Genomic DNA, 13,144 nt, shown 5'->3' with positions numbered 1-13,144 from the left:
CTTTCAATGAGTTTTTTTATAATAATTTATAGAAGTGAATTAGTTTTTTTGAGAAGACTCTCTAACTAATACTTCCGTGTCTAAATAAGTGATTCCTTTTTCGGCACTTTTTTTGGCCGATTTGATGTTTTTCAAAATAATTTCGGCCGAAATTTGTCCCATTTTAGCTGCTGGATGTGTAATTGTGGATAAATTAGGGTCGATTATTTCTGAAATGGGATCATTGTTAAAGCCAATAATAGCAATATCTTCTGGAACTTTAAGCCCTCTTTTTTTTGCACTTTGAATGGCACTAACTGCCATAATATCCCCGGAGGCAAAAATTCCATCTGGACGAGTTTTTAAATCGAGTAATTTGTTGCTGGCTTTGACCCCTTCTTCGTAGGTTACTGCTTTTAAGTCAACTATTAGTTCTTCTTTTGGAGTTATATTATGTTTTTTCAAAGCATCTAGGTAACCTCGCATCCTTTCGGTGTATAAATTTCCAAATTTAGATCCGGCAGTAAGATGTCCTATTCGGGTACAGCCTTGCTCAATAAGATGTTCTGTGGCTTTAAATCCGGCAGCATAGTTATCAATGATAACTTTAAAAGTATCAAAATCTTTTGGAACTCTATCTACAAATACTAACGGAATATCTTTACTTACAAATTGTTGAAAATGAGAAGTGTCAGTCGTTTTCATTGCTAAAGAGCAAATGACACCACTTACTCTACTGCCGTACAAAGATTTGGCCATGCTCACTTCTGCTTCATAAGAGTCATTAGATTGCATGATAATAACATTATATCCTGATTTCTGTGCTGTGATTTCAATACCACTAATCAAAGATGACAGAAAGGGTTGTGTTACTGTAGGAACAAGAACACCTATGGTTTGGGTTTTATTTCCTCTTAATCCGGCAGCTAAAGTATTAGGAACGTAGCCCATTTCCTCAGCAACTTTTTTAACTTTTTTAATTGTCTTTTCACTGATGGTATGATGGTCTTTTAGTGCTCGTGATATTGTTGAAGTAGCCAGATTTAATTTTTCAGCTATATCATATATGGTCACCACTTTATTTTCTTCCATAAATATTAATCGTTTGTAAACAAATATACATTTTATAATAAGTATTGAGGTGTTATCATCCTGATTTTTAGTTATTATTTCTTTTAACTAAATTTTGTCTGTTTGCTATTATAAAAGGATTTACTGCAAAAGTAGATAAAAAAACAATCGATTGTATTTTTATGAGTAGTGAATAAAATAATTTTGAATGTCGGAATAATGTCGGAATTTCACAAATAAAAAAATCCTTGTTTTTGTAATAAAAACAAGGATTTTTGATTTTTAAGAGTGACCATGGAGGGATTTGAACCCTCACGCCCTTGCGAGCACCACCCCCTCAAGATGGCGAGTCTACCGTTTCTCCACATGGCCTAAAAGAAAAAAAGGTTAAGTAAAAATTACTTAACCTTTTGTGACCCGACTGGGGCTCGAACCCAGGACCCCATCATTAAAAGTGATGTGCTCTACCAACTGAGCTATCGAGTCATTGCATCAGAGAACGTTTGTTTTTCAAGTGATCACTCATTTGTGACCCGACTGGGGCTCGAACCCAGGACCCCATCATTAAAAGTGATGTGCTCTACCAACTGAGCTATCGAGTCTTGCATCGTTCCCTGATTGCGGGTGCAAATATAAGGACTTTATTTTAAGTTTTCCAAGCATTTTTATTATAAATTTGTCTTTTTTTAATAATAAATTTTAACACTCTAATTTATAGGGTTTTATTCTATGAAGAAAATTATACTGTTAGGTTACATGGGTTGCGGTAAGTCAACCATCGCTAAAGAATTGTCAAAAAAAATAGCTGTCCCGTTCATCGATTTAGATGAATTTATTGAAAAAAAGGTCAAAATGGACATTAAAACTATTTTTGCCGAGAAGGGAGAAATTCATTTTAGAAAGCTCGAACACGAATGTTTTGTCGAATTATTGAATTTAACTGAGCCCGTTATTATAGGTTTGGGAGGAGGAACTCCATGTTATGCCAATAATCATGAGTTATTAAAGAGAGAAGATGTCTTGTCGGTTTATTTAAAAGCCTCTATTGATACTTTAGTAAGCCGTTTGTCTTTAAATAAGAGCAACAGACCCCTTATCGCCAACAAAAATGATGTGGAGATGAAAGAGTTTATTGCTACTCATTTATTTGAAAGAAGTTATTATTACAATCAGGCACAATATAGTGTTGCTGTAGATGAACAAACTATTGAGCAGACCGTAGGGGAGATTTTGGCAATTTTAGCTTAGCCAGGCGCAGCTGTTGTTTTGGTCAAATTCTACCTGTACATGTTCTAATAAGGAAGTGGAAAGGGAAATACCTTTAAAATCGGCTTTTACAGGGTATTTTTTATGATTACGGTCTACTAATACCGCAGTTTTGAATTTTTTTAAAGGCACATCCAGGAAATGTTTTACGGCATAAATTAAGGTTGTGCCTGAATTCAAAACGTCATCAATAAGAATAAGTCCTTTGTTAGCATATTCCTGAGCTGGAACAGATGTTTGAATAGGCTGTTGCGGATGTTGTTTGTCAATATGAACTTCGCATAACAACACTTTGAGGTCGGAAATGGATTGAAGTTCCTGAGCAATTTTTTCGGCAAATACATAGCCATTTTTTGCAATTCCGGCCAAAACTACTTCTTCTTCGTCGATGAAGGTTTCGTAAATTTGGTATGCAATTCTTTTGGTTTTGTGTTTGATTTCCTGATGACTAAGAATGATATTTTTGCTCATTTTAAAAATGTTGTTTAAGGTTTGTGATGTAGTTTTTTTAGGTTATTCGAATTTAAAATTATCCTCATCATCTTCGGGATAATTCTCGTTTCCGTAATCATCAATATCTCTACGGTCTTTTTTAGTTGGACGACCGGTTCCGGCTTTGCGATAATGTTCTTTGGATAATTTTAATAATTCCAGATGTTGATAAACTTCGGGCGGCGTATCATTTCTTCTGTAAATATCGACCAATTTGGCTCCCACACGATTATCGGGGATGTCTAATACGGTAATGGTTTGGGTAATTTGATCTTTTCTAAAAGTAATAACATCGGTAGGAAAAACTTCTTTAGAAGGTTTAGCAACCACACCGTTTACGGTGATATGATTCTTTTTACAGGCCTCGGTGACCACGTTTCGGGTCTTGTAGTATCTTACACACCATAAATATTTATCTATTCGCATAAAAAGTTATAAAATCAAAGTTAAATAGTTTACAAAAATAAATCAATATTGTATCTTGCGCACTTAAAATTCAGCTATAATGAACAAATTTAAGTATTATTTTATTGTAATAATTACAAGCCTCTTTTTATTTTCATGCTCTAAAGATGATAACTCTATTGAAGAAATACCACTTAGAGATTATCAGGAACAGTTTACAGAAGATAATACTACTATAGAAGAATATCTGGAAACTTATACATTTACGGTTACAGAAGCTCCGGGACAAACAGAAGATCAGGATGTTGTTTTTTCTAAAATTACTGATCCGGTAAATGAAAAATCAATTAAGTCTTATCTTAATAGTGCTACTTATCCAAAACTGTTAAAAAGAGATGTTGCACTACATGATATTACCTATTCGGTTTATTATTTAGTTTTAAGAGAAGGAACAGGTGAGTCGCCAACGAATGTTGATGCTGTTTTAACGTCTTATAGAGGGCAGTATTTGTACAAAAGTACCGTTGATGAAGTTACAACTTTGACTCCTACACAATTTGAGGAAGTTAAATATCCGCAGTCGTTTTTTAATTTGTACAGTGTAATCACAGGATGGAGTGAAATTTTTCCAAAGTTTAAAACAGGAACTGCTATTTCAAATTCTGACGGAACTGTAAGTTATAATGATTTTGGAGCGGGAGTTATGTTTTTACCTTCAGGATTAGCTTATTATAGTACAGGAAGCGGTTCAATTCCAAGTTATACACCTTTGGTTTTTAGTTTTAAATTGTATGCCATTAAGAGATCCGATTTAGATGCTGATGGTATTCCGGATTATTTGGAGGATTTAAATGGTGACGGTTATATGTATTCTTTAGCGGAAGGTGTTGATAATCCGGATGATTCTGATAAAGACGGGATTCCTAATTTTTTAGATACCGACGATGATAATGATGGTTATGTAACTAAATTTGAAATAACAGTTAACGGAGTGGTAACACCTTTTAATATGATTCCTGATTGTGGTGGAAATATACCAACAGATCCAAGCAAAAAGAAACATTTGGATGCAAATTGTCACTAGATTTTCATTTTGAGATAATAAAAAAAATCCCGTCCTGAGATTCATCAAGACGGGATTTTTTGTGTAATTAATTTGGGAAAAAATTAATTTTTAGTTTTGTGTAAGCCAATTTCTGAAATCATAAAATTCCTGAGGGGAAACTCCGTGACCAATTGGATATTCGTGATATACAACGTCAATGCCCAAGTTGGTTAAAAATGGCTTGGTTTTTCTGGCCCATTCTACAGGGATTACCTGATCTACTGTTCCATGAGCAGCGAAAATTTTTAAATTGGAGAAATCATTGTTTTTATAATTTTCGTCAAATATAGGTTCGCTCACATAGCCGCTTAAAGCAATTACTTTTTGTACTTTGTCCGGATATGATAAAGCAATTGCATTACTTAAAATTGCTCCTTGGCTGAAACCTAATAGCGTAATGTTATTTTTGTCAATTGGGTAATGAGCAATTAATTCTTCGATGAACTTCGCAATCAAATCACGGGATAATTTTGCCTGTTCGTGGTCGGAGAATTTATTTTCATTGGCATCAAAATTAATCGCATACCAGGCATAACTACCGTATTGTAAATCATAAGGAGCACGGGCTGAAATTACATAATATTCCTCCGGTAACTCGGAAGCAAAAGAAAACAAATCGGCTTCATTGCTGCCGTAACCGTGTAATAATAATAGAAGCGGATTTGTATCTAATTTTATTTTGGGTTCTCTGATGAGGTATTCTAAGGATAAATTCATTTGTTGAATTAAATGTTTTTGAATATTTTTTGGAATTGTTCGCCTAAAATAGGAATCGCTTTCATTTGTCCCTGCAAAGCTCCCAGGAATCCGTAAATCCAAAGAATAAAATAAAAGATATAAAAGGCAGAAGAAATAGTCCAGCTGTCAAAATAACCAATAAAATACCCAATTAAAAAAAAAGATAAAAAGATACCCAGCGCCTGACGAATATGGAAAGAGGCAAAAGGATCTTTTTTGTCATTGTTCATAAACAGCGCAATTACAGCTCCAATAATCGTGAAATAGCTTATGATGGCTATGTTTTTACTTTCTTTATCTAAAGTCATTGTAGTTTTATTTGCTTAAAATTATTTTTCCCTGATTTACAATTCCGTAGGCTTTTCCTTTTAATTCCTGACCTAAAAAAGCGGAGTTTTTAGATTTGGACAAAATGGCTTCTTTGGTAAAAATGCTTGTTCCTTCCGGATTAAATAAACTCAGATTGGCTTTTTCGCCTTCTTTTATCGGATGATTTTCGATACCAAAAATAGCTTTTGCCGCTGTTAATTTTTCGATAGTTTTTTCTAAAGCTAAAACCGTGTTCAGTGCTCCAAAAGCAGTTTCCAGACCAATTGTTCCGTTTTTAGCCAAATCAAATTCCATTTTTTTGTGTTCAATATCTATCGGATTATGGTCGGAAGTAATAATGTCGATGGTGTTGTCCAGCACTCCGGCTAATAAAGCCTGACGGTCTGCTTCCGTTCTTAATGGCGGAGTTACTTTGTAACGGGTATCAAAACTGTCTAATTTTTCGTCCGTCATTGTTAAATGATGCACGCTCACGCTGCAACTTACATTTAAACCTTTGGTTTTGGCTTCTTTGATTAAAGCTACCGATTTTGCTGTAGAAATCGTAGGAATATGCATTTTCCCGCCGGTGTATTCAAGTAAGAATAAATTACGGGCAACCTGCAATTCTTCGGCTAAATTTGGAATTCCTTTGAGTCCTAAACGGGTAGAAACAACGCCTTCATTAACCACTCCGTTTCCTTTGATGTTAGCGTCCTGAGCATAAGCAATTACCACGCTGTCAAAATCCTGTGTGTATTGCAAGGCAATTTTAAGCAAATTGGCATTTTCAAAACTTTTATTATAATCCCCAAAAGCAATGGCGCCGGATTGTTTCATGTCATACATCTCGGCCATGTCTTTTCCTTCGGAATTTTTGGTCAAAGCTCCAATAGGAAAAAGTTCTGTTGCCTGTCCGAAAGCTTTGTTTTTAACAAAATTGATTTGCGATTGATTGTCAATTACCGGAAAAGAATTTGGTTGCAAAGCAATGGCTGTAAAACCACTTTGGGCAGCAACGTTTAATCCGTTGGCGATGGTTTCGCGGTCTTCAAAGCCCGGTTCTCCCAATGAAACACTGCTGTCAAACCAGCCTTGGGAAACATGTAGATTATCCAGTTTTATTTCTTCGGCATGATCTGGATTGGGTAAATTACTCCCCATTTTTTCAATTAAACCATTTACTATTAAAATATCTACCGTTTGCTGATGAAAAGGGCTTTGCGGATCGATAATTTTTGCGTTTCGGATAATGATTGTCATATTTTTTATTTCAGGAATTTTATAATCGCCATTTCGCATATCAGGAAGAGCAGTGCAAAGATAACAAACCATTTCCAAAGTTGCTTATCCATTCGGTCGCTTTGTAGGCGGTGAAAAATACTTTCTGCCGAATCGGCTCTTGTGTAATCGGATAGTAATTGGGTATTGGTTTGCTGAAGATTGCTTTCGCTTCGGTTGTAATTAAAACTGATATTTTCAACCCATTGTTTTTGATTGTAAATTTCAAAATTTCCGGCTTGCTGCGGCAGGTCGTTAAAAGTGAGTTTTACTTTTGTATTCATTATTTGTTGGGTTGGGATAAATTGTTCCTGCTCATTTTTGATTTCCAAAATACCGTCTTTGGAAAGAGAAGCATCGACAATAAACGGATTAGAATTGCCAATTGTTAGCGCGTTTACGCCATTATTTTGGTTAAAAAGTGCCATTTTATAAAAAACAGGAACAATTAAAGGTGATTGTTGAAAATTAGAATTTTCGGTATTTAAAGCTGCCGAAAAAACAGAAACGGTTCCGGAAGTATTTTGGATTGTCGATAAAAATGGACTTTGATCTTCGTACAATAAAGCGGCTGACTGCTTATTTGAAATTCCAAACGAACTTTTAGTCATTGGATATTGAAAATTACTGATTTTGTTTTCAAAAACACCTGAAAACAGGGGATGATCAAAGTTTATTTTGGTGATTAATTTTGAGTTGGCTTCGATGGATTTAAATTGGAAATTGCCAAAAGCGCTTATAAAAGAAGTTAGCGCCGTAGCGGAACTTTTGACAGACGGAATAAGAATCAGATTGCCCCCTTTTTGAACAAAATCTTTCAGTGTAATTTGCAAAGCTTGAGGAATTTCGTCCAATTCATTGAGTACAATCGCGTCTTGTTTTTCGAGTGTGTTGTAGTCTAAAGTGCTTAACTCGGTGTTACTGTAATTAAATTCATCCGGCGTATAAATGCGTTGTAAAAAGTTGCTTTTGGCATTTTCGCCAATACTGATTAGCTTTGTTTTTTTGGTGTTGGCAATGCTAAAATAATAGTTGTTGTCGTAAGTCAGGCTGTTATCGGAAATGGAAACATAACCCTGAAAAGCCTGTTTGGCAATATTAAAATGTAATGATTTTTTTGAACCGTCTAAATTAGCAACCGTTTTTGCGATTAACTTTTTCTGGTTATAAATCGCTACAGGAACCGATTTGATTTCGTTGCCAAAACGGGATAAATTGACTTCAATATCATAAAAATCATTCGTGGTTTCAGTAATAAAAACACTGTCAATGCTCAGATTATTTTTTTGTTCCGATTCTGGAATTACAAAGTAACAAAGGTCGTTTTTAGCAATACTTTTGAGTTGTTTTTTATTCATTCCTACAGCATCGCTAATCACAATAATGTCTTTTTTAGCATTTGTAGGATGAGCATCAATTCGGGCTAAAATGGCGTTTAACTCAAAGGGAATCGCACTGTATTTTAGATTTTGAAGCGTATTTCTAATCGATTTGATGTCGGTGTTCCAATAGCTTTCGGTATTAGTTAGTAAGGAGAAATTTTTGTTTTCCGGCGTTGTTTCCAGCAGTTCCTGAATGGCTCTTTTTAATAATTCGCCTTTTTTGCCTTTGGCCTGCATACTAAAAGAGTTGTCCAGAATAATGTAAGTTTCATTCGAACGGTTTTGGCTGTCTTTGGCATCAAAAAAAGGTTGGGCAAAAGCCAAAATCAGACAGAAAAAAAGCAATAATCGGCAGGCGAGTAACAACCATTTTTTGAGTTGGGAACTTTTTCGGGTTTGAATAGAAATCGATTTTAAGAAACGAACATTGGTAAAATATTCTTTTTTAAACTTTCGAAACTGAAACAGATGAACCAAAATAGGTATAAGCAATAAAAAGAGAAAGTATAAAATTTCAGGATGTTTGAATTGCATTCTTTTTTGGTTTGATTTTGTATCCAAAAATAGTTAAAACTCTTCACTTTGTTTTGAGCTTCTGAAATTTTTTGTTCCTGATTTACCTGGATTATTTTTGAATCAAATTTACAGGACTATAATTTGTTGCTGATTAATCTGTATTTTAGCATTTATCTAAAAACTCTAAAAATGAAAAAAAGCGTTTTACTTGGATTGTTGTTACTTGGCAGTATTTCTTTTCAGGCGCAGGAAAAGAAATTTAATTTAGTCATTGGGACCTACACCAAGAGTTGCGAAAGCAAAGGAATTTATGTTTATGATTTTGATGTAGAAACCGGAGTTTCTCAGTTTAAATCTGCAACAGAGAATATTATCAATCCCAGTTTTGTAACGGTTTCTAAAAAGAATGATTTTGTGTATTCGGTTAATGAAGACGGACCTAAAAGTACCGTTAGCGCTTTTAGCTACGATTCGAAAAATGGAAAGTTAGATTTTTTAAATAAGCAAAAGATTCAAAATCCGGGACCTTGTTACATTATTAATGATGACAAAAACGTGATAGCAGCCAATTATACCGGCGGAAGTGTGGCGGTTTTTGGTAAAAATAAAAATGGAAGTCTGACGGAATTAAAACAATTAATTACGCATAGCGGAAAAGGGATTAATCCTAAACGTCAGGAAAAATCACATGTACATTCGGTGCAATTTTCACCCGATCACAAGCTTGTATTGGCAACCGATTTGGGAACTGATAAATTATATGTGTACCAATACGATTCAAAAGCAGCAAAGCCTTTAGCTTTAAAAGACAGCATCAGTGTGAAAGCGGGGAGTGGGCCAAGACATTTTGCTTTTAGCAAAAACGGAAAAAAGATGTATTTGTTACAGGAACTGGATGGTACACTTTCGGTTTTTGGTTATAAAAAAGGAAAATTAGAATTGGTTCAGGAAACTTCGGTTGTTGAAGAAGGATTTACACAGCCTTTTACCGCTGCTGATATTCATATTTCGCCGGATGAGAAATTTTTATATGCAACCAATAGAAAAGAAGCTAATACCATTAGTTGTTTCAAAATTCTAAAAGATGGAAAATTAGAATTGGCTTCCCGAATCAGTACTTTGGGTGACGGACCGCGCAATTTTGCCATTGACCCAACTGGAAATTTCCTTTTAGTGGGACATCAATACACTAATAATGTGGTTGTTTTTAAACGTAATATCGAAACAGGAGCTTTAACCGATACCGAAAAAAGAATCGGATTGTGTTCGCCAGTTTGTTTGATTTTTACGAAACAATAATTGTTATGAATTTGGCTTTATCAAATTTTTTGTTTGAAAATAAAATTTTAAGAACCGAATCAGCAGCGATTTTACTTCGTTTTTGGAACAAAGATAAAATGTTAAAAGCAAGAGAATTACTCTTAGGCTTTCAACAAAAAGATTCCAATTTATATTTTGTCAAAAAAGGTTGTGTTCGATTATTTGTAGTGGATAAAAATGGCGAACAAATTAATTTAGGGTTTGGCTATGAAAATTCATTAATTACCTGTTTTCAAACTTTTATAGAAGGAAAGCCTTCTTTGATAAGTATTGAATCGATTGTGGATACTGAATTGGTAGCTATTGCCAAAGAAGATTTGATGCCGTTGATTCGAAGCAATCCTGAAATAGCTTTATGGTATCAGTCAATGTTAGAGTTAACTTTAACGGGACATATACAAAGGCAGGTTGAGCTTTTAACGTTAAAACCCAAAGAGCGATATGATGTGTTTCTCAAAAGGAGCGGACATTTATTAAACAGAATACCGTTGAAATACATTGCTTCTTATTTAATGATGAAACCGGAAACTTTAAGTAGAATACGGGCACGAATTTCTTGATTTAAATCAAGCAGGATTTATGAGGTTAGTTTCAAATTTGTGATTGTAAATTTTAAAATCATTAATTATGAAATTAGTTTCAGGACAAAAAGCGCCTTCATTTGTTACTAAAGATATTTTTGGAAATACCATTGATTTGAATCAGATTCCAAGTGAAAAAATACTGTTGAGTTTTTTTCGTTATGCCGAATGCGCTATGTGTAATCTTCAGATAGCAAAAATGATGAAACATAAAGATTTATTTGCTCAAAAAGGAATTCAGTTAATAGCGGTTTTTGAATCTCCGGCAGACAGTCTCAAATCAAGTATTGCTAACAGACACCAATTTGATTTCCCCATTATTGCCGATACCAATCGGGAGTTGTATGATTTGTATAAAGTAAATCCTTCCTGGCTTAAAACATTGCGGACGATGTCGGTTAAAGGAATGCAACATTTGAATGAAGCAACCAAAAAAGGGTTTAAAGCAGGTGGAAAAGTAGAAGGTACATTACATCAAATTCCTGCTGATTTTTTAATAGGAAAAGATAAAATCATTCAGATTGCGCATTACGGAAATAGTGTTATTGATCATTTACCTTTGGAAGAAATTTTTTAAAAGACAGAAAAAACAGATTGTAAATTAAAGAATAAGAACCTCTAATCTACAATCTGTTTTTTTTGTTTTCTGCAAACTGCAGATTGCTTTCTGAGATCTTAAGACTATTTCTTCTTTTTCTTTTTAGCAGCTTGTTGTTTCAACATGTTTCTATTGACAGAGCCATGAGTTTTTTTCTTGGTTTTAGAAGGCCCACCCAAGTTGATTTTTGTGTTCTTTTTGGCCTTATCATGAAAAGCAGCACCACCTTCAATTTTAGGTTTTTTCATCAAATGCTTAATGGGTTGTCTGTCTTTTTCAGGACCAATTAACTTATCTGAAATTTCAACTTCTTCAGGGAAGGCTTCAATTTCCAATTCCATATCCATCAATACTTCAGCCTCAACTTTAGCTTCTTCTTCACGAGGAGTTACAAAACTGATGGCTGTTCCTGTACTGTCTGCACGACCGGTACGACCAATACGGTGCATGTACAATTCGGCAAACTCCGGCATTTCAAAATTGATAACGTGAGTGATGTCTGAAATATCCAAACCTCTCGCCATGATATCCGTCGTAATCAATCCGCGTAAACTGCCTTCCTGAAAAGAAGCCATCGTATTCAAACGGTAATTTTGTGATTTATTAGAATGGATTAATCCAAATTGTCCTTCAAAATCTTCCTCGATACGTTCGTGAAGCATGTCGGAAATCTTTTTGTTATTGACAAAAATCAGCACGCGACTCATGTCTTCATTCGTAGCTAATAAGTGTTTTAATAAATTGATTTTAGTATTGAAATTCGGAACGTTATAGGTGATTTGAGTGATTTTTTCCAAAGGTGTTCCTGAAGCAGCCAGTGTTACTTCTTCCGGATAATCGAAATAATCGTTCAAAATTGCATCGACTTCATCGGTCATGGTTGCCGAGAATAAAATGTTTTGACGCTTTCTTGGCATCATAGCAAATAAAGAAGTCAATTGTACTCGGAAACCTAAATTCAGCATTTCGTCAAATTCGTCAATGACCAGTTTTTGCATGTCTTCAAAACGCACCACATTGTCCAGCGCTAAGTCCATGGTTCTTCCTGGTGTTCCTACCAGAATATCAGAACCTTCATAAACATTTTTCTTCTGCGTATTGATGTTTACACCTCCATAAATCCCGATAGTTCGGATGGACATATGTTTAGTCAATTTTTCGATTTCTTCTACAACTTGAACTACCAGTTCGCGGGTTGGAACCAGAATAACAATTTTAGGTGTATGTGTAGTACTGAATTTGTATTGTTTTAATAAAGGTAACAGATAAGCAAAGGTTTTACCTGTTCCGGTTTGTGCAATTCCCATCATGTCTCTTCCGGACATAATTACCGAAAATGATTTCTCCTGAATAGGAGTAGGAGTAGTAAGTCCTATTTCATCAACAGCTTTTTGTAATGATTTAGGTAGATTGAATTGCTCGAAAGTAGCCATAAAACGTAAATTTTGTGCAAAGATAGTCTTTTTGAGGCTAATGAGAGAATAGGTAAGAGGAATCTGTTTTTTATTGGTTTTGTCTTAAAAAAAAAGCAGGGATCTAATTAAGAAGATATCCTGCTTGTTTTATTTTTAAGCTCATTATATTTATGCGCTTATGGCATTTTTGATAGAATTTTCGAAAAATTGGTTCTTAGCAAACAATCTTTTTACTCTAAGTTTTAATTCATTCGGGTTAAATGGTTTTGATACAAAATCATCTGCACCTAAGTTAAAGGCTTCCATTACGGTTCCTTCTTCTTCTCCCATTGCCGATACAACAATAACTGGAATATCTGCGTGATTTTCTTTTGCAAAACTTATTATTTCTAATCCGGATTTGAATGGGAGTATGATATCGGTAATAATCATAGACGGATTGATGGTTTTTAATTTTTCGAGACCTTCAATACCATCTTTTGCAATTACTGTTTCGTATCCTTCTTTTCGAAGCACGAATTCTAAAATTTTCACCATTAAAATATCGTCTTCAATAACTAAAATTTTCTTTGCGCTATTTTCCATTTTTATGTGATATTTTGTGTTTAGAAACTTTTTTTATAAAATTTTTTTTTAAAAAGATTACTAACAAATATAACTTTAAAAAATTAATTTATCGATAAAGA

14 protein-coding genes and 3 tRNA genes are annotated in these 13,144 nt (G+C 34.4%); 5 read left to right on the top strand and 12 right to left on the bottom strand.

Annotation, left to right across the window (positions count from 1 at the left end; genetic code table 11):
• Nucleotides 1–39: 39 nt before the first annotated feature.
• The 4 genes from B6A10_RS04395 to B6A10_RS04380 all read right to left on the bottom strand — a co-directional run bounded on the left by B6A10_RS04395 (nucleotide 40) and on the right by B6A10_RS04380 (nucleotide 1,652).
• Entirely contained in the window at nucleotides 40–1,071 is a 1,032-nt protein-coding gene (locus B6A10_RS04395; RefSeq protein ID WP_055090417.1) for a LacI family DNA-binding transcriptional regulator, read from the bottom strand.
• A 268-nt stretch (nucleotides 1,072–1,339) separates the two neighbouring features.
• Nucleotides 1,340–1,422, bottom strand: a tRNA-Leu gene (locus B6A10_RS04390).
• Between the two features lie 41 nt (nucleotides 1,423–1,463).
• Nucleotides 1,464–1,536, bottom strand: a tRNA-Lys gene (locus tag B6A10_RS04385).
• A 43-nt stretch (nucleotides 1,537–1,579) separates the two neighbouring features.
• Nucleotides 1,580–1,652: transfer RNA gene (locus B6A10_RS04380), tRNA-Lys, on the bottom strand.
• Nucleotides 1,653–1,779: 127 nt separating this feature from the next.
• On the opposite strand from B6A10_RS04380, the gene B6A10_RS04375 reads away from it, so the two are divergent.
• Nucleotides 1,780–2,298 carry a shikimate kinase gene (locus tag B6A10_RS04375; RefSeq protein ID WP_055090415.1) on the top strand — a complete coding sequence of 173 codons (519 nt, stop codon included), beginning with the start codon at nucleotides 1,780–1,782 and terminating at the stop codon, nucleotides 2,296–2,298.
• Here the strand turns inward: B6A10_RS04375 and B6A10_RS04370 are convergent.
• Together B6A10_RS04370 and B6A10_RS04365 are read right to left on the bottom strand one after the other, a co-directional pair.
• Nucleotides 2,290–2,787, bottom strand: a complete 498-nt coding sequence (locus tag B6A10_RS04370; protein WP_055090413.1) for a phosphoribosyltransferase family protein — start codon at nucleotides 2,785–2,787, stop codon at nucleotides 2,290–2,292. The two genes, B6A10_RS04375 and B6A10_RS04370, sit on opposite strands and share 9 nt — an antisense overlap.
• 42 nt (nucleotides 2,788–2,829) lie before the next feature.
• Nucleotides 2,830–3,234: an RNA-binding S4 domain-containing protein gene (locus tag B6A10_RS04365; protein ID WP_188219859.1), complete on the bottom strand. Its 405-nt coding sequence runs from the start codon at nucleotides 3,232–3,234 to the stop codon at nucleotides 2,830–2,832.
• 79 nt (nucleotides 3,235–3,313) lie between these two features.
• Between B6A10_RS04365 and B6A10_RS04360 the strand changes: the two genes are divergently transcribed.
• Nucleotides 3,314–4,297 (top strand): FKBP-type peptidyl-prolyl cis-trans isomerase, encoded by a 984-nt coding sequence (locus B6A10_RS04360; RefSeq protein ID WP_188219858.1) that lies wholly within the window; start codon nucleotides 3,314–3,316, stop codon nucleotides 4,295–4,297.
• Nucleotides 4,298–4,387: 90 nt separating this feature from the next.
• Here the strand turns inward: B6A10_RS04360 and B6A10_RS04355 are convergent, their stop codons facing one another.
• Genes B6A10_RS04355 through B6A10_RS04340 form a run of 4 tightly spaced genes read right to left on the bottom strand, consistent with a single transcriptional unit; the run spans nucleotide 4,388 to nucleotide 8,562 of the window.
• Entirely contained in the window at nucleotides 4,388–5,035 is a 648-nt protein-coding gene (locus tag B6A10_RS04355; RefSeq protein WP_188219857.1) for an alpha/beta hydrolase, read from the bottom strand.
• An 8-nt stretch (nucleotides 5,036–5,043) separates the two neighbouring features.
• Entirely contained in the window at nucleotides 5,044–5,364 is a 321-nt protein-coding gene (locus tag B6A10_RS04350; protein ID WP_026713229.1) for a DUF4870 domain-containing protein, read from the bottom strand.
• Nucleotides 5,365–5,371: 7 nt separating this feature from the next.
• Nucleotides 5,372–6,628: a dihydroorotase gene (locus B6A10_RS04345; protein ID WP_188219856.1), complete on the bottom strand. Its 1,257-nt coding sequence runs from the start codon at nucleotides 6,626–6,628 to the stop codon at nucleotides 5,372–5,374.
• Between the two features lie 5 nt (nucleotides 6,629–6,633).
• Nucleotides 6,634–8,562, bottom strand: coding sequence for a vWA domain-containing protein (locus B6A10_RS04340; RefSeq protein WP_188219855.1), 1,929 nt, complete (start codon nucleotides 8,560–8,562; stop codon nucleotides 6,634–6,636).
• 171 nt (nucleotides 8,563–8,733) lie between these two features.
• On the opposite strand from B6A10_RS04340, the gene B6A10_RS04335 reads away from it, so the two are divergent.
• The 3 genes from B6A10_RS04335 to B6A10_RS04325 all read left to right on the top strand — a co-directional run bounded on the left by B6A10_RS04335 (nucleotide 8,734) and on the right by B6A10_RS04325 (nucleotide 11,022).
• Nucleotides 8,734–9,843, top strand: coding sequence for a lactonase family protein (locus B6A10_RS04335; protein ID WP_188219854.1), 1,110 nt, complete (start codon nucleotides 8,734–8,736; stop codon nucleotides 9,841–9,843).
• Nucleotides 9,844–9,848: 5 nt separating this feature from the next.
• Nucleotides 9,849–10,424, top strand: a complete 576-nt coding sequence (locus tag B6A10_RS04330) for a Crp/Fnr family transcriptional regulator (protein WP_188219853.1) — start codon at nucleotides 9,849–9,851, stop codon at nucleotides 10,422–10,424.
• Between the two features lie 67 nt (nucleotides 10,425–10,491).
• Complete coding sequence (locus B6A10_RS04325) at nucleotides 10,492–11,022, top strand: peroxiredoxin-like family protein (protein ID WP_188219852.1); 531 nt, start codon at nucleotides 10,492–10,494, stop codon at nucleotides 11,020–11,022.
• Nucleotides 11,023–11,126: 104 nt separating this feature from the next.
• Here the strand turns inward: B6A10_RS04325 and B6A10_RS04320 are convergent, their stop codons facing one another.
• The gene (locus tag B6A10_RS04320; RefSeq protein WP_188219851.1) at nucleotides 11,127–12,476 is read right to left on the bottom strand and encodes a DEAD/DEAH box helicase; all 1,350 of its coding nucleotides are present in this window, start codon (nucleotides 12,474–12,476) and stop codon (nucleotides 11,127–11,129) included.
• 150 nt (nucleotides 12,477–12,626) lie between these two features.
• Nucleotides 12,627–13,043 (bottom strand): response regulator transcription factor, encoded by a 417-nt coding sequence (locus B6A10_RS04315; RefSeq protein WP_188219850.1) that lies wholly within the window; start codon nucleotides 13,041–13,043, stop codon nucleotides 12,627–12,629.
• Nucleotides 13,044–13,144 lie beyond the last annotated feature (101 nt).

Origin of the sequence: Flavobacterium pokkalii, from assembly GCF_014596575.1 — a bacterium.
Classification (GTDB): Bacteria; Bacteroidota; Bacteroidia; order Flavobacteriales; family Flavobacteriaceae; genus Flavobacterium; species Flavobacterium pokkalii.
The sequence above is the reverse complement of the archived record's forward strand: the minus strand, read 5'-3'. Positions and strand labels throughout refer to the sequence as shown.